The sequence below is a fragment of the Pseudomonas sp. WPR_5_2 genome, from assembly GCF_003634475.1.
GTDB classification, from domain to species: Bacteria; Pseudomonadota; Gammaproteobacteria; order Pseudomonadales; family Pseudomonadaceae; genus Aquipseudomonas; species Aquipseudomonas izuensis.
The window spans coordinates 38539-60267 of record NZ_RBLA01000009.1 but is presented as its reverse complement, the minus strand read 5'-3'; the positions used below and the strand labels follow the sequence as shown (position 1 = coordinate 60267).

The following is a 21729-nucleotide window of genomic DNA, read 5'->3' as shown; positions in this document are numbered from 1 at the left end:
AATGATGACAGTCCGGCCATGGTGATGCCCCCTGTAGGAGCGAGCTCGCTCGCGATGAACTAAAGAACGCCGCGGGGTGTCAGGCTCTCAGCGTTTTCGTTAACGACCATCGCGAGCAAGCTTGCTCCTACAGGTGCGGGTCAACGGGCAGGCGGATTTTCACCCAACGGCACCACCGCCATGGTCAACCTCGACACGCAACTGGCCTTGCCCTCGTCGCTGGTCAAACGGATATCCCAGACATGGGTCGTGCGACCGATGTGAATCGGCCTGGCCACTGCCGTCACCCGCCCGCTGCGCAAGCCACGCAGGTGGTTGGCGTTGATTTCCAGGCCCACGCAGTAAAACTTGCTGGCGTCGATGCACAGGTAGCTGGCCATGGAGCCGACAGTTTCCGCCAGTACCACCGAAGCGCCGCCATGCAGCAAGCCGTAAGGCTGGTGGGTGCGGTGGTCGATGACCATGCTCGCGGTCAGGGATTGATCATCGAAGGCTTCGAAGCGGATATCCAGCACTTCGCCGATGGTGTTTTTCTGGATTGCGTTCAACTGTTCGATGTTGGGAGTGGTACGCCACAGGCTCATCGCTGAATTTCCTTGTTGGTCTATGCGTGCCTCAATCCTGCCACAGCACCGCTTCGCTATGCTCGCTCCATTCTTCGAAGCGCGCGCCATAGGCGGCTTCGATCACGTTGCGCTTGATCTTCAGGGTCGGCGTGAGGAAGCCGTTCTCCACGGCCCAGCTGTCCTTGACCACCACCAGCCGCCGCAATCGCTCGTGCTTATCGAGGACCGCATTGACCTCTTCCAGCAGCTTTTCCAGGCTGGAGCGCAAGCCGGCGCGGGCTGCTTCCCCTGCATCCTGCTGCCCCACGGCCGAGAGCACGCACAAGCCCAGCGGCGCACTCAAGCCATCGCCCACCACGCACACCTGCTCGATGCGGGAATGCACCGCCAGGCGGTTTTCGATGGGCGCCGGCGCCACGTACTTGCCTTTGCTGGTCTTGAAGATTTCCTTCAGCCGTCCGGTCAGGCGCAGGTTGCCTTCGGCGTCTTCCTCGCCTTTGTCGCCAGTGCGCAGGAAGCCGTCCTCGGTCAGGGTATCGGCGGTTTTCTGCGGTTCCTTGAAATACCCAAGCATGGTGGCGCCGCTACGCACCAGCACCTCGCCCGACTCATCGATTCGAACCTCGACCTCCGGGCAGGGCTTGCCGATCCAGCCGGGTTTGTTCTGGCCGGGCAGACAAATGTGCGAGTAGCCACAGCTTTCCGTCATGCCATAGACCTCCAGCACGTCCAGCCCGAGTTTGCGATACCACAGCAGCAAGGTCTGCGGCACGGGAGCGGCGCCCGACAACGCCACGCGCAAGGCGTCGAGGCCCAGCCCGGCGAGCACCTTGTGCCCGACCCGCTTGCCGATGATCGGCAGGCCAAGCAGGAAGTCGAGGCGTTTTGCCGGGATCTTGCTGTAAACACCCATCTGGAATTTGGTCCAGATACGCGGTACGCCGAACAACGCCGTCGGCCGGGCGCGCCGCAGGTCGGTGAGGAAGGTATCGAGGCTTTCGGCAAAGAATACGGTCTGCCCGGTATAGATCGACGCCAGTTCGACGAACATCCGCTCGGCAACGTGACACAGTGGCAGATAGGAAAGCAGTCGATCCGACTCATTCAAGCCGAACAATTGCGTGCCGTGAGTGGTGGCGAATCCCAGATTGCCGAAGCTGTGCATCACCCCTTTGGGCATGCCCGTGGTGCCGGAGGTATAAATGATGGTCGCGAGTTGATCGGCGCCGGGTTTCGGGTCGTCCTGAATCGGCGAGCTGTGTTGCAGGTCGGCCCAGCTGAAATCGAAGTCCCCCGGCGGATGCAGCGGCAGGCTGATGGTTACAAGGTCCGGGTTGACCCCACGGGACATGCCGGGCCAGTCGTCGAGCTTACCGATAAAGGCCAGCGCCGCTTCGGAGTGCTCCAGCACCTGGGCCACCGACTCGGCCGTCAGGTTTGGGTACAAGGGCACTGAAACATGCCCGGCCATCCAGATCGCCAGGTCGGCAATGATCCAGTGCGCACAGTTTTTCGAGATCAGGGCGATGTGACTGCCTTGGGGCAATTCCCGCGCCCGTAGCCAGTGCGCCGCGCAGCGGGCCTGATAACCGACGTCGGCCCAGGTCAGAGTCTCGACCTGGCCGTCACCGACAGGCTGGACCAAAAAGCGCTGGCGCGGATGACGCGCCTCCCGCTCGTAGAACACCTCCAACGGCAAACGAAAAGCAGCAGACATGCGACTCGCTCCTTTATTTTTGTTGTGGAGCAAGCGTAGCCAACCAAGCAAGTGCTTGGTTAGCTATTTCATACATTTTTTCAGGCGAAGCAGTACCTGTAGGAGCAAGGCTTGCCCGCGATGGCGATCTTGAAGACGCCATCGCGGGCAAGTCGGATCGCCGCCCGCTTGCTCCTACAGGAATCAAAAGCAAAATCAGGTTACGGGTGCTTGATGCTGTTGAGCTTCATCGCCCCGATCAGCAGCTCATTGCTTTCAAGCTCGGCCAGGCCGGCGGTACTGACTTTTTCTGGCGGATGGCCGGTACCATGTTGCAGGTAACTGAGCAGATTCCCCACCAGTGGATTATGAGAAACCAGCAGCACATTGGTCACCGACTTCAGTTGATCGGTGACCCTGTCGGGATCGAAATCCGGGGTCAGCCACTCAACGGTGCGGATTTCCGGTTCGAAACCCAGGGCATCTTTTACCAGGTGCGCGGTCTGCTGCGCTCGCATATAAGGACTGGCATAAATCGCTGTCAGCGGCTGGCCAACCAGGTTGGCGGCGGTGCGCAGCACTTCTTCACGACCGTTGGCCGTCAGTTCCCGTTCCGAATCGTGGGGCTTGGAGCCGTGTGGTTCGGCTTCACCATGACGCAATACCCAGAGTTTCATAGCTTGGGTTCCTCATCTCGGGCCGGATGCGGGGCTGGCGCCACGACATGCGGTGCCTCACCTTCCGGCGTACGCGGCGTCGGCCAATCGGCGAACGGCCAAGGCTTCTGGTCGCTGTGAAAACTGCCGAAACGACCGATCTGCGCCAGGAACTGGCTCAGGCTGTCGCCGAAGTTCATCAGGCTGGCGCTCGGGGCGCCATAAATCAAACGATAGATCAACTGCACCAGCACCACAGCGCCAAGGATGAACTGCGCCACTTGCCAGACCAGCACAAAGACAACCATCCAAAGCACCCGCAGCAGGATGGACTCGTATTTGGCTTCTACTTTTTGATCGCTCATGTCTCGCTCCGTTCCTGTTGCGTTGAGGGCTCAGTTGAAGCCGCTGGTGGAAATAAAGTCGACGTCGGTCTTCGGTTCGCCGCGCATCAGCAGGCCGATCACCTGTTCAAGCGTGCGCCCTTCGAACAGGATAGCGTGCAGCCCGGCGACCAGCGGCATGTAAACGCCCACTTCCTGGGCCTTGGCCTTGAGCACCTTAAGGGTGTTCACGCCTTCGGCCACTTCACCCAAGCGGTTGACCGCTTCCTCCAGGCTCAAACCCTGGCCTAGGGCGAACCCGACCTGATAATTGCGACTCTTTGGCGACGAACAGGTGACGATCAAATCACCCACGCCCGCCAGGCCGAGGAAGGTCATCGGGTTGGCGCCCTGGTTCACAGCGAAACGGGTCATTTCCGCCAGAGCCCGGGTGATCAACATACTCTTGGTGTTCTCGCCCATGTCCAGCGCCACCGCCATGCCGGCGATGATCGCGTAGACGTTTTTCAACGCTCCGCCCAACTCGACGCCGAAACGGTCGCCACTGGCGTACACACGAAAGGTACGGCCATGCAGGACGGCTTGAACCCGTTCACAGAGTTCTTCGTCCTCACTGGCCACCACCGTGGCGGTCAACGCATGTTCGGCGATTTCACGGGCCAGGTTCGGCCCGGACAACACGCCGATACGCGCTTGTGGGGCGATCTCTTCGAGGATCTGGCTCATCAGTTTGAAGGTATGGGCTTCGATGCCCTTGGTCAGGCTCACCAGCAGCTTGCCCCGCAGCAATTCGGCGTGCGGCGCGAGCACCGAGCGCAACGCGCTGGAAGGCAATGCGACGAAACTCAGGTCGCAGGCTTCCAGGGTGGCTTGCAGGTCGGTAACCGCCGTCACGCCGGGCAGTATCTTGATACCTTTGAGGTAGCGCGGGTTCTCGCGATTGACCCGGATGGCCTCGGCCTGTTCGGGGTCACGCATCCACTGCAGGACTTGATGACCGTTTTCGGCCAGCAGGTTAGCCACGGCGGTACCAAAACTTCCGCCTCCCAGGACCGCAATCGGGCGCTGTTCAGTCATATGCAATCCGTTTATCCAATACCAGTGGCAATGTCGGCATTATACGGAGCCCCCCAGTGGCGGCCAGCCCCTGTGTCAATTACCCGCGCATGAGCAAAGAAGTCCGATAAAACCGAGGAAAGTGCTGACATCGTGACTGGAAAAGTCATCCGGCTCGGTTAACATGCGCGCCAATAATTAATAACAAGGACGTGTTGTGTCATTGGGCTCGCCTTCACCCCGCTCGCCACTGGTACTGGCGCTGGTCTTCAGTTCGCCATTGCTCGCTGACGACCTGTTCCTCGACAGCGATCCGTTGCCGCAGGTGCTCACGGCCACGCGCCTGAAACAGTCGCCGGCCGCGGTCCCGGGAAGCATGACGGTGATCGACAATGCCCTGATCACTGCCACCGGCGCCCGGGATATCAGCGAGGTGCTGCGCCTGGTGCCGGGCATGATGGTCGGCAATATCAGCGGCAATCAAGCGGTGGTGAACTATCACGGGACCAATGCCACCCAGGCACGGCGCATGCAGGTACTGATCGATGGCCGCTCGGTCTATCGTGCCGGACTGTCCATCGTGGACTGGAGCGACATCCCGGTGGCCATGGAAGATATTGAGCGCATCGAGGTATTCCGCGGTCCGAACACCGTCAGCTATGGCGCCAATGCCCTGATGGCGGTGGTCAATATCATCACGCGCCACCCGGCCGACAGCCACGGTACGCGAATGAAAGTCACGCGTGGCCAACGTGGCATCGACGACTTTTATGCCAGCCAGGGCGTAGGTTGGGATGACGGCGATTTGCGCCTGTCGTTGTCTGGCCAGCAGGACGATGGTTTCGACACCGATCGCAACGGCGCCGATTACCACGATAGCCGCCGATTGAACCGTTTCAGCCTGGACGTCAGCCAGGCACTCAGCGAACGGCAAAGCATCGATTGGCAGTTGAACGCCAAGGAAGGCAGCAACCAGCGGCCGTATACCTACCGCCCGGTGTTTTCCGGGATTACCAATTCTGGTAACAATTCCGACGCCACCGCCAAGGACTACGCCGGCTCGCTGCGCTGGAACCTCGACATCAATCCCGACCACAGACTGTACATCCAGGGCACGGCCCAACACTGGGACCGCCAGCAAACCTGGCGCGCCTGTGATGCCGAGGTCTCGTTCAGCCCGCAGTTGACTGAGCTCTGGCAACTCAACCCGAACTACACCGAACGCCTGGCACGCAACATCGAGCAATTCATCGGTCCCGGCGCGCCCGCCGGCGATCCTGCACAGCAGGCATTGGCCAACCAGGTACTCGACCAATGGCGCAGCGGTGCTCGACAGACGGTTTGCGGTGACATCGATCAAAGCACCCGGGAAACACGCTACGACCTCGAACTGCAAGACACCCTGAGCCTGTCCGATAGCCTGCGCCTGGTCAGCGGCCTGAACTATCGTTACGACCGGGCTGACTCCGAGACCTACTTCAATGGCACCCTCGATGACACTACCTGGCGGACATTCGGCCAACTCGAATGGCGTGCCAGCGAACACTGGCTATTGCAGGGCGGAGCCATGTTCGAAGACACCCGTTTGATCGGCAGTTCGCTGACCCCGCGCATGGCGGTCAATTACCTGATCAACCCGCGCCACGGTTTGCGTGCGGTGTACTCCGAGGCGATTCGTTCTCCGGACATGTTCGAGAACAGTGTCAACTGGAGTTACCAGGTCACCCAGCTGCAGCCCGGCGCGTTTGGACAGTCCAGTGCCCGCTATTTCGTCAAGACACGCGGCCCCGGCAACCTTGATCAGGAACACATGCGATCCCGTGAACTGGGCTACAACGGCTACTTTGCCGAATGGGGGATGGCCGTCGATGTGAAGCTGTTCCATGACGAAATCACCGGAATGATCAGCGAGCCGTTACGCAACAATCAGTACATTGCGAGCAATGCCAATTCGGCACGCTTTTCGGGAGCTGAAACCCAGTTCGACTGGAGAATCGACAATGCCGACCGACTGCGCCTGACCTATGCCTACGTCGATGCCGACGCGAGCAACCCGCTGGACGCACAACAGACCGCACGCAACAGCGGTTCCGCCGGTTGGCTGCGGGATTGGGGCCATGGCTGGAACAGCGCACTGTTCTACTATGGCGACGACGCCCTCAACGACTATCGCTTCGAACGTGTCGACACACGCATCGCAAAACGCATCGGCCTGGGCAAGGCGAGCCTGGAGCTGGCCGGCGTGATGCAGCAACGCCTCGACAACCAGCCCACCACTTTCGTCGACAACAATTACGATGAACGTCGGGTGATGTATTTCAGCGCGGAGCTGGTCTTTTAAGATGAATCATTGTCCGCCACGCAAGACGCCAGGTGTTGGCCACCTGCTGGCGATGCTGTGCCTGGTGATCAGTGGCTGGCTGGCTTGCCTGTCAGCCGGCGCCGCGGACATCCTGTTGACCGGCGCCGAAGACAGCCCGGGCGTGCAATCCTTCGTCCAGGCACTGCGCGCATTGCGCCCTGGCGATCGCGTACGGTTCCAGCCGCTGGCCGACCTGCCATCACCCGGAAAAATCGCGGACGATGTCCGTTTGATTCTGCTCGACCTGCCGAGCCTTGACTGGCGCCTGCAAGACGCCCAGGGCCCTGCGACACTGGTGCTGCGTATCAGCCGTTTGCAAGCGCGCCAACACCTGGGCGACAGCGTGCCCCCACACCTCAGCCTGTTGTGGAGCGACCCGCCGCTGGAGCGCCAATTGCGCCTGACCCGAACGCTCCTGCCCCAGGTCAAGCGTGTCGGTGTGCTATACGACAGTCACAGCGAATTTCTGTTGAAAGAGCTGCGCCGGGCCGCTTATCCGCTCGGGCTCGAGGTGGTCACCGAGCGCTGGGACAACATCCAGGACAGTCGTCCATTGCAAACCTTGCTCAATAGCAGTGACGTGCTGCTGGGCCTCGATGACCCCGATCTGTACAACCCGAAAACCGCAAAAAACCTGCTGCTCAGCAGTTATTCGCGACAACTGGCGCTGATCGGCCCCAACGCCGGGTTCGTCAGGGCCGGGAGCCTGGCCAGCACCTACAGCGATCAGAGCGATTGGCTGGCGATTCTCGATGAATTGCTCGACCAGCCACCCGCCACGTGGCCGCGTACGCACTACCCGCTTCGCTTCAAAGTCTCAAGCAACCCGCAGGTGGCACGTTCATTGGGTATTGAACAGATAAACGAAGCCTCTGTCGCAACACTGTTGGCTGAAAGAGAACGCCGTCCATGACCTTCCGTCGCCGTTGGGACATCAACACCCGCACGCAGTTGATTAGTCTGGGCCCTGCCCTTTTGCTGACCTTGCTGCTGATCAGCTTCTTTACCTTCGTGCGGATCCAGGACCTGCGCCAGGAACTCAACCACACCGGTCAACTCATCGCCAACCAATTGGCCCCGGCCACTGAATACGGGGTGATTTCCGGCAACAACGAGGTGCTGGAAAGTCTGCTCAAGGCCACCTTGGCAACGCCCAACGTACGTTTTCTGGAAATCCAGGACAATGACAACCGGATTCTGGTGTATGTCGAGCAACCGTCGGCCAGCCATACCCACCCGCATCAGGTCGAAGTGTTTCAGGCGCCGGTACGGCTGCAGCGGATCCCGCTGCACAATGATTTTTTCCAGGACAGCAAAATCGCCACCAGCGGCCCCGCCGAGGATTACCTGGGCCGGGTGATCGTCGGCCTGTCCAGCGATGCCTTCAGTCAACGCCAGCAGGAAATTCTATTCAAGGCCGCGATTCTGGCGCTGTTCGCCCTGCTGTTTACCTTCGTCCTCGCCCGACGCCTGGCGGGAAGCCTGTCGCAACCGATCCGCGACATCGGCAATGCGGTCAAGGCGATCCAGGACGGGGACTACAAAACGCCGTTGCCCATTGTGGACGACACCGAACTGGGCGCCTTGTCGCAACACATCAATAACCTGGCCAGCGGTCTCGAACAGGCCAGTCGCGAACAGCACCAGGCCATGGCGCAATTGATCCAGACCCGTGAAGAAGCGGAAAAAGCCAACAATGCCAAGTCCGACTTCCTTGCCATGATGAGCCATGAACTGCGCACACCGATGAATGGCGTGCTGGGCATGTTGCAGCTGCTGGAAACCACCGAAATGACCCCGGAGCAGGTCGAATACGCGGCGCTGGCGTCGGAGTCCACCGAGCATCTGCTCAAAGTCATCAACGATATTCTGGATTTCTCGCGCATCGAGCGCTCGGAACTGGAGCTCGAACACATTCCGTTCAACCTCGCCGACTTGATCGGCAGCTGCGCCCAGTCGTTCCAGCACAGCGCCGCGCAACGCGGGCTCGATCTGCAATTGCAGATCGCGCAAGACATGCGCGAGTTGCAGGTCCAGGGTGACCCGACGCGGATCCGGCAGATTCTGGTCAACCTGATCGGTAACGCACTGAAGTTCACCGAGCAGGGCCGTGTGTCTATCGAACCGCAGTGGCAGTCGCTGGATCATGAACTGGTGTGGTTCACCTGTACCGTGCGCGACAGCGGGATCGGCATTGCGACCGAAAACCTGGAATTGATGTTCAACGCGTTCCAGCAGGCCGACAGTTCTATTTCAAGACGTTACGGCGGCACCGGCCTGGGCCTGCCGATTGCGCGTACTCTCGCCGAGCGCATGGGCGGCACCCTGCGCGCCCAGAGCGAAGAAGGCCGTGGCTCGGTATTCACCCTGGAAATCCCGCTGGCACTTCATCAGCAGCCACTGCAGGTTCCAGCCCCGCGGGCACCGACAGGCAATGGGGATGGCGATGGCCGCAATGTGTTGCTGGTCGAAGACAATCCGGTCAATCAGACGGTCATCGAAGCCATGTTGCGCAGCCTGGGCTTTACTGTCAGCGTCGCCGCCGATGGCGCACAGGCGGTGCGCAGTGCCGAGAGCCTGATTTTCGAAGCGGTTCTGATGGACTGCCGATTACCGATCATCGATGGCTACGAGGCCACCCGACAGATTCGCCAACTGCCTGGTTGCACCGACTTGCCGATCATCGCCCTGACCGCCAATGCCTTGCAGGGCGATCGCGAAGCCTGTTTGTCGGCGGGGATGAACGATTATCTGGCCAAGCCCTTCAAACGCAATGATCTTCAGCAGATTCTGCAGCGCTGGGTGCAGTAGTACAGGCCTTTCGAGCATCTGCGACTGGCGTGAAAGGCGAAAGTGCGGCAGTCTTAGGCACCCGAACAGGCCCGAAAAGGGGCTTGAATAATAATTTCAGTGCACAAGTGTACATTCATGTCCTTGGTGCTGTGACTTTCACCACAACGCAATAGTCTATGAGTAGGCTGCCGGTTCGAGGCATGAACGCTTCGATCGGCCGGGAAGATTTGCCCCACCTGCCGCATGGGACTATTGAGGAGCTCGCATGACCAAACAAAACGCCTTTACCCGGGAAGACCTGCTGCGCTGCAGTCGCGGTGAGCTGTTCGGCCCAGGTAACGCGCAACTGCCCGCCCCGAACATGCTGATGGTCGATCGCATCACCCTGATCAGCGAAGAAGGTGGCAAGTACGGCAAAGGTGAATTGGTCGCCGAGCTGGATATCACTCCGGACCTGTGGTTCTTCGCCTGCCATTTCGAAGGTGATCCGGTGATGCCGGGCTGCCTGGGCCTCGACGCCATGTGGCAACTGGTCGGCTTCTTCCTCGGCTGGCAAGGCTTGCCGGGCCGTGGCCGCGCCCTGGGTTCGGGCGAAGTGAAGTTCTTCGGCCAGGTCCTGCCGACCGCCAAGAAAGTCACCTATAACATTCATATCAAGCGTGTCCTGAAGGGCAAGCTGAACCTGGCCATCGCCGACGGTTCGGTCACTGTCGACGGTCGCGAAATCTACACCGCCGAAGGCCTCCGGGTCGGCGTATTCACCTCCACTGACAACTTCTAAGGGTTATTCGCATGCGCCGCGTCGTTATCACTGGTCTGGGCATTGTTTCGTGCCTGGGCAATGACAAAGAGACCGTCTCCGCTAACCTGCGTGCAAGCCGCCCTGGCATCCGGTTCAACCCGGAATATGCCGAAATGGGTCTGCGTAGCCAGGTTTCCGGCTCCATTGACCTCAACCTTGAAGAATTGATCGATCGCAAGATTTATCGCTTCGTCGGCCACGCAGCGGCTTATGCCTACCTGGCCATGAAAGACGCCATTGCTGACTCCGGCCTGACCGAAGAGCAAGTGTCCAACCCGCGTACCGGCCTGATCGCCGGTTCCGGTGGCGCGTCCACGCTGAACCAGATGGAAGCGCTGGACATCCTGCGCGAAAAAGGCGTCAAGCGCGTCGGCCCATACCGTGTAACGCGGACCATGAGCAGCACCGTTTCCGCTTGCCTGGCCACCCCGTTCAAGATCAAGGGCCTGAACTACTCCATCGCGTCTGCCTGCGCCACCAGTGCTCACTGCATCGGTACCGCCATGGAACAGATCCAGATGGGCAAGCAGGACATCGTATTCGCCGGCGGCGGTGAAGAAGAGCACTGGAGCCAGTCGTTCCTGTTCGACGCCATGGGCGCCCTGTCCAGCAAGCGCAACGACACCCCGGAACAAGCCTCCCGCGCCTACGACGCCGACCGTGACGGCTTCGTCATCGCCGGTGGTGGCGGTATGGTCGTCGTCGAAGAGCTGGAGCACGCTCTGGCCCGTGGCGCGAAGATCTACGCGGAAATCGTCGGCTACGGCGCGACTTCCGACGGCTACGACATGGTTGCCCCAAGTGGCGAAGGCGCGATCCGCTGCATGCAGCAGGCGCTGTCCACCGTCGACACCCCGATCGACTACCTGAACACCCACGGCACTTCGACCCCGGTCGGCGACGTCGCGGAGATGAAAGGTGTGCGTGAAGTGTTCGGCGACAAGGCGCCGGCCATCAGCTCCACGAAGAGCCTGTCGGGTCACTCCTTGGGCGCCGCCGGCGTCCACGAAGCGATCTACTGCATGCTGATGATGGAAGGCAACTTCATTGCCGGCTCCGCCAACATCGACGAGCTGGACCCGGAAGTGGCCGACCTGCCGGTGCTGACCAAGACCCGCGAAAACGCCACCATCAACACCGTGATGAGCAACAGCTTCGGTTTCGGTGGCACCAACGCCACCCTGGTACTGAAGCGCTGGCAGGGCAAGTAATACCCCGCCGCTGAGCCGCACAAAAAAACGCCCCGACTGGTTCGGGGCGTTTTTTTTCGCCTGAAGAAAACCTCGCGGTAAATATAAACCCCTGTGGGAGCTGGCTTGCCAGCGATGACGTCGGCACAGCTAACATCACCATCGCCTGACACATCGAAATCGCTGGCAAGTCAGCTCCCACAGGGTCGAAGTCGCCTGCTCAACATGAAGCTTTTGTCATGAAACCCAACCCCCTGCGACTGAATGTCGCGGATTTCGCGGGCTGCAGGACTGTTGCCATTTTTGTAAAAAACCCTTTCCAATCCTTGGCATTTACTTAGCAGGCTAACAAAATTTATAAAAGAGTCCTGCACATGCCTTGCTGCAGATAACAGAGATTGGAGCTAGCAGATGACTGTAAAAGTAACTGAACGCGACGATTCACATAAATCCCATGAAGGCGTAGCCGCCGGTATCCGGATCTGGGATGTGTACCAACAAGACTTGCTGGTCGGGATGTTCCATTCAGAGAAAGACGCCTACAACTATAAGGCCGAGCTGGAAACCCAGGAGCAGCAACGGGAACGGCGCTCCGCATAAACAATGACCGCATTGAAAACGACAAACCCCGCCATGAGCGGGGTTTGTCGTTGTTACGGCCTCGAACGGCTTACCACATCAGATCATCCGGGATCTGATAGGCCGCGTACGGATCGTCTTCGGCAGCGACTTCTTCAGTCTTGACGTTCATCTGCACGATGCGCTGCGGATCGCGTTCCTGGATCTTCAGGGCCGCCTCCCGCGGGATGACTTCGTAACCGCCGGCATGGTGCACGATAGCCAGCAAACCGTTGCTGAGCTGGTTGCGCATCAGCGTGTTCACCGAGAGGCGCTTGACCTTCTTGTCGTCGACGAAGTTGTAGTAGTCCTCGGTCGTCAACTTCGGCAAGCGCGTGGCTTCGATCAATTGCTTGATCTGCGCGACACGGGCCTTGGCCTCGGCTTTTTCCTGCTGCTGGCGGTTGAGTTCCTGATCGCGCTTGACCTTCTCGGCCATGGCTTCTTGCGCCGCACGCTGCTGGGAATCATCGAGTTCGATCTGGCCCTTGTGGGCCAGGCGTTGTTGTTTCTGCTTGTCTTTGCTGACCTGCTTGGCCTGCTTCTGGTTGACCAGCCCTGCTTTGAGCAACTGGTCGCGAAGGGAAATGCTCATGGTGCTTATTACTCACTTAGGCAACTGCTCAACCGCAGCTGGGCACATTCTTTTCCTGACGTTTGGCTTCGCCCCATAAGGCGTCCAACTCTTCGAGGGTGCAATCTTCCATGGGACGGTGGGTGTCGCGCAATGCCTGTTCGATAAAACGGAAGCGTCGTTCGAACTTGCTGTTGGCGCCACGCAGCGCGGTTTCCGGGTCGACCTTGAGATGGCGCGCCAGGTTGACCACGGAAAACAGCAGATCGCCGACTTCATCGGCAATTGCCGCCGGGTCGTTGTCGGCCATCGCTTCGAGTATTTCATCGAGTTCTTCACGGACCTTGTCCAGCACGGGCAAGGCATCAGGCCAGTCGAAACCGACCTGCCCTGCGCGCTTTTGCAACTTGGCCGAACGGGACAACGCTGGCAACGCCGCTGGGACGTCATCGAGCAAGGACAGTTGTTGCGGGGCGTCGGACTTCTCCGCGCGCTCTTCGGCCTTGATCTCTTCCCAACGCTGCTTGACCTGCTCTTCACTCAGACGCGGGACATCCAGCGGCGCGTACAGGTCACCGGTGGGGAATACATGGGGATGACGACGGATCAGCTTGCGGGTGATGCTGTCGACCACGCCATCGAATTCGAAGCGCCCTTCTTCCCGGGCCAACTGGCTGTAATAAACCACCTGGAACAGCAGATCGCCCAGCTCACCCTGCAAGTGATCGAAGTCACCGCGCTCGATGGCATCGGCGACTTCGTAGGCTTCCTCCAGGGTGTGCGGGACGATGGTCGCGTAGGTCTGCCTGATGTCCCACGGGCAACCGTACTGCGGGTCGCGCAGGCGGTTCATCAAGTGCAGCAGGTCTTCAAGGCTGTACATTATTTATGTCTCACCACAAAACCCTGTGGGAGCGAGCCTGCTCGCGAAAGCGGTGCATCAGCCAACAAAGATGTCGACTGGAGTATCGCATTCGCGAGCAGGCTCGCTCCCACATTGGCCATCTTCAAGGCGTTCGGTTACGCCGCGTTTCGATGATGTTCGGCAATTGGGAAATCCGTCCCAGCAACCGCCCCAGTGCATCCAGCCCCGGAATCTCGATGGTCAGGGACATCAACGCCGTGTTGTCTTCCTTGTTCGAGCGGGTGTTGACCGCCAGCACGTTGATCCGCTCATTGAGCAGCACCTGGGAAACGTCACGCAGCAGCCCCGAACGGTCGTAGGCACGAATGACGATGTCCACCGGATAGGTGAGCACCGGCACTGGCCCCCAGCTGACCTGGATGATCCGCTCCGGCTCGCGTCCGGCCAGTTGCAGCACCGAGGCGCAATCCTGGCGATGAATACTCACGCCGCGGCCCTGAGTGATGTAACCGACAATCGCATCCCCCGGCAGCGGCTGGCAGCAGCCCGCCATCTGGGTCATCAGGTTGCCGACGCCCTGGATCTGGATGTCGCCGCGCTTGCCCGGTTTGTAGCCGGTGGCCTTGCGTGGAATCAGTTCCAGCTGTTCGTTGCCGCGTTCCGGCTCGACCAGTTGCTGCGCCAGGTTGACCAGTTGCGCCAGGCGCAAGTCGCCGGCACCGAGCGCGGCAAACATGTCCTCGGCGGTTTTCATGTTGGCCTTGTCGGCCAGCTTGTCGAAATCCACCGCCGGCAGGCCGAGGCGATTGAGCTCACGTTCAAGCAGGGTTTTACCGGCGGCGACGTTCTGATCGCGCGCCTGCAACTTGAACCAGTGAACAATCTTCGCCCGCGCCCGCGAAGTAGTAACGTAACCCAGGTTCGGGTTCAGCCAGTCGCGACTCGGGGTGCCGTGCTTGCTGGTGATGATCTCGACCTGTTCACCGGTTTGCAGGCTGTAGTTGAGCGGCACGATGCGCCCGTTGATCTTGGCGCCACGGCAGTTGTGACCGATTTCGGTGTGCACGCGGTAGGCGAAATCCAGCGGCGTCGCGCCCTTCGGCAGGTCGATGGCATGACCGTCCGGGGTGAAGATGTAGACGCGATCAGGCTCGATATCGACCCGCAGCTGTTCCGCCAGACCACCGATATCGCCCAGCTCTTCGTGCCATTCGAGGACCTGACGCAGCCAGGAGATTTTCTCTTCGTAGTGATTGGAGCCGGACTTGACGTCGGTGCCCTTGTAGCGCCAGTGCGCACAAACGCCAAGCTCTGCCTCTTCGTGCATCGCGTGGGTACGGATCTGCACTTCCAGCACCTTGCCCTCGGGCCCGATCACCGCAGTGTGCAGCGAGCGGTAGCCGTTTTCCTTGGGGTTGGCGATGTAGTCGTCGAACTCTTTCGGGATGTGTCGCCACAAGGTGTGGACGATGCCGAGCGCGGTGTAGCAGTCGCGCATTTCCGGCACCAGTACACGAACGGCGCGCACGTCGTAGATCTGGCTGAACTCCAGACCCTTGCGCTGCATTTTGCGCCAGATCGAATAGATGTGTTTGGCCCGGCCGCTGATGTCGGCGTCGACGCCGGTGGCCTGCAACTCGTTTTTCAGCTGGCTCATCACGTCGCTGATGAAGCGCTCGCGATCCAGTCGCCGCTCGTGGAGCAATTTGGCGATCTGCTTGTACTGGTCAGGCTCCAGGTAACGGAAGGACAAATCCTCCAGCTCCCACTTGATGTGACCGATACCCAGACGGTGAGCGAGCGGCGCGTAGATGTCGAACACTTCGCGGGCCACGCGGTTGCGCTTTTCGTCATCGGCGGTTTTCACCGCACGAATTGCGCAGGTGCGTTCGGCCAGTTTGATCAGGGCGACGCGAACGTCGTCGACCATGGCCACCAGCATCTTGCGCAGGTTTTCCACCTGCCCCTGGGTGCCCATCACCATGGATTTACGCGGGCTCAGGCTGTCACTGATCGCCGCCATGCGTTGCACGCCGTCGATAAGCTTGGCCACCACGGGACCGAAGCGCTGACTGACCGCCGGTAGCGGGATCTGGCCTTCGCGAACACCCCGGTACAGGACCGCGGCGACCAGCGAATCCTGATCCAGCTTGAGGTCGGCGAGAATCTCGGCGATTTCAAGGCCGGTGCGGAAACTCGAGTTGCCTTCTGACCACAAATTCTGCGCCGCATTGGCTTGTTGCTCAGCCTCGCGAGCGTACTCGCAGGCTTCTTTCAAGGCTTCGCGATCCAGTGCCAGATCGACACTGACCGCATGATCGAGCCAAGCCTCGAGATTGATACTGCCGTCGGTGTTGATCGGCTGGTGTGCTCTCACCTGTACCATCTTGCTTACCTTCCCTACGACGCAGATTCAATGCGTCAGAATCGCTGACCTTCGTTGCCCATGAGCCCACGTCGGGCTGGTGCGTGGCTGCACGGGCGGGCCAGTCGGACCAGACGAGCCTTCCTAGCTCGCTTCAAATAACGCCATGGCCTCGACATGTGCCGTTTGAGGAAACATATCGAGAATCCCGGCACGTTTTAACCGGTAGCCCTGCTTGATCAATTCGACCGTGTCGCGCGCCAGAGTTGCCGGGTTGCACGACACATACACCAACCGTTCGGCGCCCAGGGACTTGAGCTTGCGCACCACCTCGAAAGCACCGTCACGCGGTGGGTCCAAGAGTACCGCAGAAAAGCCTTCGCGCGCCCATTCGGCATCAGCCAGAGGCTGGGATAAATCGGCCTGAAAAAACTGCGCATTATTCAGATTGTTGCTGACAGCGTTTGCGGCTGCCCGCTCGACCATCACCTGCACACCTTCCACCGCCACCACCTCGCGAACGACCTGCGCCAGCGGCAAGGCAAAGTTACCCAAACCGCAGAACAGATCGAGCACTCGCTCATCCGCCGTCGGCTTCAACCATTCCAGAGCCTGGGCGACCATGGCTTCGTTGACCCCGGCGTTGACCTGGACGAAATCCCCGGGCCGATACGCCAGCTCCAGGTTCCACTGTTCCAAACGATAGCCCAAGGATTGACCGGCCTCGACCGGCTGCGGTTCACCGTCGCCGTGCAGCCACAACTGGGCTTCATGGAACGCGCAGAAATCCTTGAGGATCGTCAGGTCGGCCTCGGACAGCGGCGCCATGTGCCGCAGCAAAACCGCCAGCGATGAACCGCTGAACAACTCCACATGCCCGAGTGCCTGGGGTTTGCTCAAGCGCCGCAACATCTCCGGCAAGCGGGTCATGATCGGTTGCAAGGGCTGTACCAGCACCAGGCATTCATCGATAGCGACGATGTCCTGGCTGCCGGCGGCGCGGAAACCGACTTCGAGTTTCTTCGCCTTCATGTCCCAGCGCACCGCCACCCGGGCGCGACGGCGGTAAGCGAATTCCGGACCGCTCAAGGGCGTGGCCCATTCTTCGGGCTCGACACCGGCGACCCTGGTCAATTGCTCGGCGAGCATGCGCTGTTTCAGGGCGAGCTGTTCGCTGTGAGGCAGATGTTGCACGCTGCAGCCACCGCAGCGGCCGGCATGGGCGCACGGCGCCGGGCGGCGCAGTTCGCTGGCCTTGAACACCCGCTCGGTACGCGCCTCGACCACTTTACCGTGGGCACCGAGCACACGCGCCTCGACTTCCTCACCGGCCAATGCGCCGATGACGAACCAGGTGCGACCTTCGAAAAACGCGATACCGCGACCGTCATTGGCCAGGCGCTCGATGGTCAGGCGCTGCTTTTTGCCGGTCGGGACTTGCGGGGCCTTGCTGCCGCCCGTGGGCTGGAAGCGCAGGCCTCTCTCATGCTTGGCCATCAGTTGGGCGCGTCGAAAATGCCGGTCGACAGGTAACGGTCGCCACGGTCGCAGATGATCGCGACGATCACCGCGTTTTCAACTTCTTTGGACAGACGCAACATGGCTGCCACGGCACCACCCGACGACACGCCGCAGAAAATACCTTCCTCGCGGGCCAGACGACGGGTCACGTCCTCGGCTTCGCTTTGCGCCATGTCGACAATGCGATCAACGCGATCGGCCTGGTAGATCTTCGGCAGGTATTCCTGGGGCCAGCGACGGATGCCCGGAATCGCCGAGCCTTCCATGGGTTGCAGACCGATGATCTGCACGTTCTCGTTCTGCTCTTTCAAGTAGCGCGAGACGCCCATGATGGTGCCGGTGGTGCCCATGGAGCTGACGAAATGGGTGATGGTGCCCTCGGTCTGGCGCCAGATTTCCGGGCCCGTGCCGGTGTAGTGCGCCTCGGGGTTATCACCGTTGGCGAACTGGTCCAGCACCTTGCCGCGACCTTCCGCTTCCATGCGCTGGGCAAGGTCACGGGCGCCTTCCATGCCTTGCTCCTGGGTGACCAGAATCAGCTCGGCACCGTAGGCGGTCATGGCGGCTTTGCGTTCGGCACTGGAGTTGTCCGGCATGATCAGGATCATCTTGTAACCCTTGATCGCGGCGGCCATGGCCAGCGCAATCCCGGTATTACCCGAAGTTGCTTCGATCAGCGTATCGCCGGCGTGGATCTGCCCGCGCAACTCGGCGCGAGTGATCATCGACAGCGCCGGACGGTCCTTGACCGAACCCGCCGGGTTATTCCCTTCGAGCTTGAGCAAAAGGGTATTGCTGGTTTCGCCGGGCAGGCGCTGCAAACGGACCAGCGGAGTGTTGCCGACGCAATCGGCGATGGTTGGGTACTGCAAGGTCATGGCGTATTCGCAATCCAGACTGCGGGGGCGACTATCATACCGGCAAACCTTGGAAGGCCATATCACGCAAAGTGTGGTGCTTATGGTTTATGGGAATAAGCGGATCATTCAGCCCTCTTCTGTTTGTGCGACATTCAAGGCATAGAACTCATGCAGCTTGGCCTGCAACAACTGTTTGTCCGGCAGTTGGACCTGATACTCCGCGATCAGCGCGGGCGACAGGCTGCGGTTAAGGGCGTACTCGACGACTTCGTCATCCTTGCTGGCACAGAGCAAGACACCGATTGCAGGGTTTTCATGAGGTTTGCGTTCTTCGCGATCCAGGGCTTCCAGATAGAAGCCCAACTTGCCCAGATACTCCGGTTCAAAACGCCCGACCTTGAGCTCGATGGCCACCAGGCAGTTGAGACCCCGATGAAAGAACAGCAAATCCAGCGCAAAATCACGCCCGCCGACTTGAACCGGGTATTGGGAGCCGACAAAGCAGAAATCGCGGCCCAGTTCGCTCAAACAGCGCCGCCTTGAACTGGCGCTCCACCTCCCGCTTGGACCATTTCTCCTGAACGGCCATTCGCAGATAGAACTCGCGTTCTTCCGGCCGTTTGCATTGGCCGAAGATGATCAAATTGTGTGACCAGGATAATTGTCGCGCCAGTGGTGCGACTTTTAATTCGGTGCGGTAGGTCTCATAGAACTGGCGCATGCGGAACAGGTTCGACCGAGTAAAACCACGCAGCCCGGTTGAGTCTGGGCCAGATGCTCGGCCAATTGACCAACCACGGAATCACCCCATTCGGCTTTCTCCAGCTTGCGGCTGATATAAGCCCCCACCTGCCAGTACAACTCTATCAACTGGGTATTGACCGCCTGCAGGGCCTGCCGCCTGGCACTTTGAATCAGGGCAAGCACTTCATTGAAACGGTCGTCGGTTGTACTGCAGGGCACCTGGGATGCGGTCATGCATGACTCCTTGGACATGAGTAAAAGCGTGAGCTTAAACCGCCAAGGACGCTTGAAATGACCGGTGATACCCTTTGGGAAAAATCGTACAGAATCTCGGGAACGCTCTGGAAAATTCACAGTGTTCGTTGTTGGGAGGGCCTATTAGAGAGCAGGCTCGCTCCTACATTTAATCCTGGTTGTTCACATCATCTGTGGTCGGCACTGACTCACTGTGGGAGCGAGCCTGCTCGCGATGGCGTCGTCATTGTCACCGCCATCATCCGCCACCAACCGCATATTCATCCGCAACCCCGCCCCAGTGTTCTGCGCCCAAAGCTTCCCGCCCTGCCGCTGCACCGCATTCCTGGCAATACTCAACCCCAACCCAAACCCGCCATCCCCCGGTCGCGAACCATCGAGGCGGGTAAACGGCAGGAAGATCCGCTCCAGATCCGCTTCCGCGACACCACCACCCTGATCCTCCAGCCACAGATGCCAATAGTTGCCGTCACGTCGCCCACCTAGCGTGACCACGCCGCCCTCGGGGGAATGGCGAATCGCATTGCGCAGCATGTTTTCCAGCGCCTGAGCCAGCGTATTGAGGTGACCACGCACCCAGCAGGATGAGTCCACCGAGCACTGCAATTGCCCACCCGGCCAGCAGCTTTCATAGCAGGCATTTTCCGTGAGCATCTCCCACAGCGCCTGGACCTGGATCGCTTCGTCGGGCAAGCGGGTGCGCTCGGTGTCGAGCCAGGCCAGTTGCAGGGTGTCTTCCACCAGCCGCTGCATGCCGTCGACTTCGCGGCCGATACGTTCGCGCAAGGCGTCCAACCCTTGCTCGCTTTCACTGGCGACTCGCAGGCGACTCAGCGGCGTGCGCAATTCGTGGGACAGGTCGCGCAGCAATTGCTGCTGCAAGGCCACGGTACTTTGCAGGCGTTCGGCCATGTGATCGAACGCCCTGCCCAACTCGCCCAACTCATCCGAACGATTGGTGGTCCGACTCGACAAGCGGACATTCAGTTGATCGGCGCGCCAGGCGTTGGCCTGCGCACGCAGGTGATTGAGCGGCACGACCAGTACGCGGTACAGCCCAACGCACAACAATAAAGTGAACAGCCCTGGAATGACCCCATTAGTAATCACGCGCCAGAACACCTGGTAGCGCCCAGGTATAAAACGTTCGGGGAGTTCGATCACCAGGCTGCCGGCAGACGGATCGCGGGGAAATGGCACGCGCATCCAGGGCCGGCCCTTCTTGTGGATGGGCCAGTCCAGGCCGCGCAGGTAGGTCAGGTGCTCGATTTCCTTTTCCGTCAGCGGTCGGCTGCTCAAGGATTGCAAATCCCCGCCGATGACACCGACCCAACTCTTTTCGCGCTGCTGCATGCTTTGCAGCCAGCGATCGACGCCCTCGCGCTGGCGCTGCCGCCATGCCCGGTCGGCTTCGGCGGCATAGCGTGTCAGGGTGCCGCGAGCCTCATCCGACAGGAACTGGTTGCGCTCTTCCATGTACCGGCCCCAGGACCAGCTCAACCAGATCATCAGCAGACAGAACGCCACCAGCAGGCAGGCCAGCTTCCAGAACAGCGAGTGCCGCCCCGGCAACTTACATTTCATCGCCGGCACTCAGGATGTAGCCCTTGCCCCACACCGTGCGCACTTCGCGTTCGGTGTAGCCGATGGCCTTGAGCTTGCGACGGATCTGGCTGATGTGCATGTCCAGGCTGCGGTCATGGGCCGCGTAGCCTCGTTGCAGCACATGCTGATAAAGGAAGGCCTTGCTCAAGACCTCATCGCCGTTGCGGTTCAGGGTTTCCAGCAACCGGTATTCACTGCGGGTCAGGCCAGCAGCTAGTTCGCCGTAGAACACCTCGAACAGTTCATCGTCGAAACGCAGGCTGTCCGCCACCGGGACCATCGCGGACGGTGTCGGCCGACGGTCCAGTGCAACCCGGCGCAGTATCGCTTCGATGCGCACTCGCAATTCGACCATGCTGAAAGGCTTGGGCAGGTAATCATCGGCCCCCAGGCGAAAACCGCTGACGCGATCCGCCTCGGCACCCAGCGCCGACATCAGCAACACCGGCGTGGAATGACTCTGACGCAGTTGAGTCAGCACCGAGAGCCCGTCCAGGCCGGGGAGCAGAATGTCCATCAGCACCACGTCGAAAGGTTGCTGAAGTGCAGCGTCCAGTCCTTCCCGGCCGTTCTGGCACCAGGTCACCTGAAAGCCGCTACGGCCCAGATGCTCGTGAACATAGGCGCCGAGTACGAGGTCGTCTTCGATGGAGAGGATACGGGGATGGCCGGACGTGATGGGAGTCATGAGTATCTGCAAATAATTCTCAGTTGATAATTATTCAAGATTGCGCCGCACAGGGCAACCCACGGCTTTGCCTCGCACTCAAAAGTGCCGAGCCGACCGATGAATGACGACGTCAATTTTACGAGGATTGACCGCCTGCAAATCGCTACACTGCCCAAGTGACGCGTGC

At 60.1% G+C, this 21729-nt stretch carries 18 protein-coding genes and 1 pseudogene; 6 read left to right on the top strand and 13 right to left on the bottom strand.

The window, feature by feature from the left end:
* Window positions 1-140: 140 nt before the first annotated feature.
* The 5 genes from BJ917_RS27130 to BJ917_RS27110 form a co-directional block, all read right to left on the bottom strand.
* Window positions 141-584 carry a hotdog fold thioesterase gene (locus BJ917_RS27130; RefSeq protein ID WP_121105510.1) on the bottom strand — a complete coding sequence of 148 codons (444 nt, stop codon included), beginning with the start codon at window positions 582-584 and terminating at the stop codon, window positions 141-143.
* Between the two features lie 31 nt (window positions 585-615).
* The gene (locus tag BJ917_RS27125) at window positions 616-2283 is read right to left on the bottom strand and encodes an AMP-binding protein (RefSeq protein WP_096509507.1); all 1668 of its coding nucleotides are present in this window, start codon (window positions 2281-2283) and stop codon (window positions 616-618) included.
* Between the two features lie 200 nt (window positions 2284-2483).
* Window positions 2484-2939 (bottom strand): phosphohistidine phosphatase SixA, encoded by a 456-nt coding sequence (gene sixA, locus BJ917_RS27120; RefSeq protein WP_121105508.1) that lies wholly within the window; start codon window positions 2937-2939, stop codon window positions 2484-2486.
* A complete protein-coding gene (locus tag BJ917_RS27115) occupies window positions 2936-3283 on the bottom strand; it encodes a DUF4389 domain-containing protein (protein ID WP_096509505.1) in 348 nt (115 codons plus the stop codon). Before BJ917_RS27115 ends, sixA begins: the two co-directional genes overlap by 4 nt.
* Window positions 3284-3313: 30 nt before the next feature.
* Window positions 3314-4339, bottom strand: coding sequence for an NAD(P)H-dependent glycerol-3-phosphate dehydrogenase (locus tag BJ917_RS27110; protein WP_096509504.1), 1026 nt, complete (start codon window positions 4337-4339; stop codon window positions 3314-3316).
* A gap of 196 nt (window positions 4340-4535) precedes the next feature.
* On the opposite strand from BJ917_RS27110, the gene BJ917_RS27105 reads away from it, so the two are divergent.
* The 6 genes from BJ917_RS27105 to BJ917_RS27080 all read left to right on the top strand — a co-directional run bounded on the left by BJ917_RS27105 (window position 4536) and on the right by BJ917_RS27080 (window position 12065).
* Window positions 4536-6659 (top strand): TonB-dependent siderophore receptor, encoded by a 2124-nt coding sequence (locus tag BJ917_RS27105; protein ID WP_121105506.1) that lies wholly within the window; start codon window positions 4536-4538, stop codon window positions 6657-6659.
* A 1-nt stretch (window position 6660) separates the two neighbouring features.
* Complete coding sequence (locus BJ917_RS27100; RefSeq protein ID WP_121105504.1) at window positions 6661-7593, top strand: ABC transporter substrate-binding protein; 933 nt, start codon at window positions 6661-6663, stop codon at window positions 7591-7593.
* Window positions 7590-9491, top strand: coding sequence for an ATP-binding protein (locus BJ917_RS27095; protein WP_096509501.1), 1902 nt, complete (start codon window positions 7590-7592; stop codon window positions 9489-9491). The genes BJ917_RS27100 and BJ917_RS27095 overlap by 4 nt, the downstream gene beginning before the upstream one ends.
* Before the next feature lie 247 nt (window positions 9492-9738).
* The gene (gene fabA / locus BJ917_RS27090; RefSeq protein WP_003179264.1) at window positions 9739-10254 is read left to right on the top strand and encodes a 3-hydroxyacyl-[acyl-carrier-protein] dehydratase FabA; all 516 of its coding nucleotides are present in this window, start codon (window positions 9739-9741) and stop codon (window positions 10252-10254) included.
* 11 nt (window positions 10255-10265) lie between these two features.
* Window positions 10266-11486, top strand: a complete 1221-nt coding sequence (fabB, locus tag BJ917_RS27085; protein WP_096509500.1) for a beta-ketoacyl-ACP synthase I — start codon at window positions 10266-10268, stop codon at window positions 11484-11486.
* Window positions 11487-11876: 390 nt separating this feature from the next.
* Entirely contained in the window at window positions 11877-12065 is a 189-nt protein-coding gene (locus tag BJ917_RS27080) for a hypothetical protein (RefSeq protein ID WP_096509499.1), read from the top strand.
* Window positions 12066-12135: 70 nt separating this feature from the next.
* On the opposite strand, the gene BJ917_RS27075 is transcribed toward BJ917_RS27080, so the two are convergent.
* The 8 genes and pseudogenes from BJ917_RS27075 to BJ917_RS27040 all read right to left on the bottom strand — a co-directional run bounded on the left by BJ917_RS27075 (window position 12136) and on the right by BJ917_RS27040 (window position 21560).
* Entirely contained in the window at window positions 12136-12678 is a 543-nt protein-coding gene (locus BJ917_RS27075; protein ID WP_096509498.1) for a DUF2058 domain-containing protein, read from the bottom strand.
* Window positions 12679-12706: 28 nt separating this feature from the next.
* Entirely contained in the window at window positions 12707-13540 is an 834-nt protein-coding gene (mazG, locus tag BJ917_RS27070) for a nucleoside triphosphate pyrophosphohydrolase (RefSeq protein ID WP_121105502.1), read from the bottom strand.
* Window positions 13541-13664: 124 nt separating this feature from the next.
* Entirely contained in the window at window positions 13665-15908 is a 2244-nt protein-coding gene (relA, locus tag BJ917_RS27065) for a GTP diphosphokinase (protein ID WP_096509496.1), read from the bottom strand.
* 123 nt (window positions 15909-16031) lie between these two features.
* Window positions 16032-17384: a 23S rRNA (uracil(1939)-C(5))-methyltransferase RlmD gene (gene rlmD / locus BJ917_RS27060; protein ID WP_096509495.1), complete on the bottom strand. Its 1353-nt coding sequence runs from the start codon at window positions 17382-17384 to the stop codon at window positions 16032-16034.
* A complete protein-coding gene (cysM, locus tag BJ917_RS27055) occupies window positions 17384-18286 on the bottom strand; it encodes a cysteine synthase CysM (protein ID WP_096509494.1) in 903 nt (300 codons plus the stop codon). Before cysM ends, rlmD begins: the two co-directional genes overlap by 1 nt.
* A gap of 108 nt (window positions 18287-18394) precedes the next feature.
* Window positions 18395-19246: pseudogene (locus BJ917_RS27050) on the bottom strand (YhcG family protein).
* A 183-nt stretch (window positions 19247-19429) separates the two neighbouring features.
* Entirely contained in the window at window positions 19430-20851 is a 1422-nt protein-coding gene (locus BJ917_RS27045) for a sensor histidine kinase (RefSeq protein ID WP_121105500.1), read from the bottom strand.
* Window positions 20841-21560: a response regulator transcription factor gene (locus BJ917_RS27040; protein WP_121105498.1), complete on the bottom strand. Its 720-nt coding sequence runs from the start codon at window positions 21558-21560 to the stop codon at window positions 20841-20843. The genes BJ917_RS27045 and BJ917_RS27040 overlap by 11 nt, the downstream gene beginning before the upstream one ends.
* Between the last annotated feature and the right edge of the window lie 169 nt (window positions 21561-21729).

Bases quoted from the DNA above. Each gene is read 5' to 3' on its own strand.
- BJ917_RS27040 (WP_121105498.1), bottom strand. From the start codon at position 21,560: ATGACTCCCATCACGTCCGGCCATCCCCGTATCCTCTCCATCGAAGAC.
- BJ917_RS27100 (WP_121105504.1), top strand. From the start codon at position 6,661: ATGAATCATTGTCCGCCACGCAAGACGCCAGGTGTTGGCCACCTGCTG.
- BJ917_RS27115 (WP_096509505.1), bottom strand. From the start codon at position 3,283: ATGAGCGATCAAAAAGTAGAAGCCAAATACGAGTCCATCCTGCTGCGG.
- BJ917_RS27080 (WP_096509499.1), top strand. From the start codon at position 11,877: ATGACTGTAAAAGTAACTGAACGCGACGATTCACATAAATCCCATGAA.
- fabB (WP_096509500.1), top strand. From the start codon at position 10,266: ATGCGCCGCGTCGTTATCACTGGTCTGGGCATTGTTTCGTGCCTGGGC.
- relA (WP_096509496.1), bottom strand. From the start codon at position 15,908: ATGGTACAGGTGAGAGCACACCAGCCGATCAACACCGACGGCAGTATC.
- cysM (WP_096509494.1), bottom strand. From the start codon at position 18,286: ATGACCTTGCAGTACCCAACCATCGCCGATTGCGTCGGCAACACTCCG.
- mazG (WP_121105502.1), bottom strand. From the start codon at position 13,540: ATGTACAGCCTTGAAGACCTGCTGCACTTGATGAACCGCCTGCGCGAC.
- rlmD (WP_096509495.1), bottom strand. From the start codon at position 17,384: ATGGCCAAGCATGAGAGAGGCCTGCGCTTCCAGCCCACGGGCGGCAGC.
- BJ917_RS27095 (WP_096509501.1), top strand. From the start codon at position 7,590: ATGACCTTCCGTCGCCGTTGGGACATCAACACCCGCACGCAGTTGATT.
- BJ917_RS27125 (WP_096509507.1), bottom strand. From the start codon at position 2,283: ATGTCTGCTGCTTTTCGTTTGCCGTTGGAGGTGTTCTACGAGCGGGAG.
- BJ917_RS27075 (WP_096509498.1), bottom strand. From the start codon at position 12,678: ATGAGCATTTCCCTTCGCGACCAGTTGCTCAAAGCAGGGCTGGTCAAC.
- fabA (WP_003179264.1), top strand. From the start codon at position 9,739: ATGACCAAACAAAACGCCTTTACCCGGGAAGACCTGCTGCGCTGCAGT.
- BJ917_RS27045 (WP_121105500.1), bottom strand. From the start codon at position 20,851: ATGAAATGTAAGTTGCCGGGGCGGCACTCGCTGTTCTGGAAGCTGGCC.
- BJ917_RS27110 (WP_096509504.1), bottom strand. From the start codon at position 4,339: ATGACTGAACAGCGCCCGATTGCGGTCCTGGGAGGCGGAAGTTTTGGT.
- BJ917_RS27130 (WP_121105510.1), bottom strand. From the start codon at position 584: ATGAGCCTGTGGCGTACCACTCCCAACATCGAACAGTTGAACGCAATC.
- sixA (WP_121105508.1), bottom strand. From the start codon at position 2,939: ATGAAACTCTGGGTATTGCGTCATGGTGAAGCCGAACCACACGGCTCC.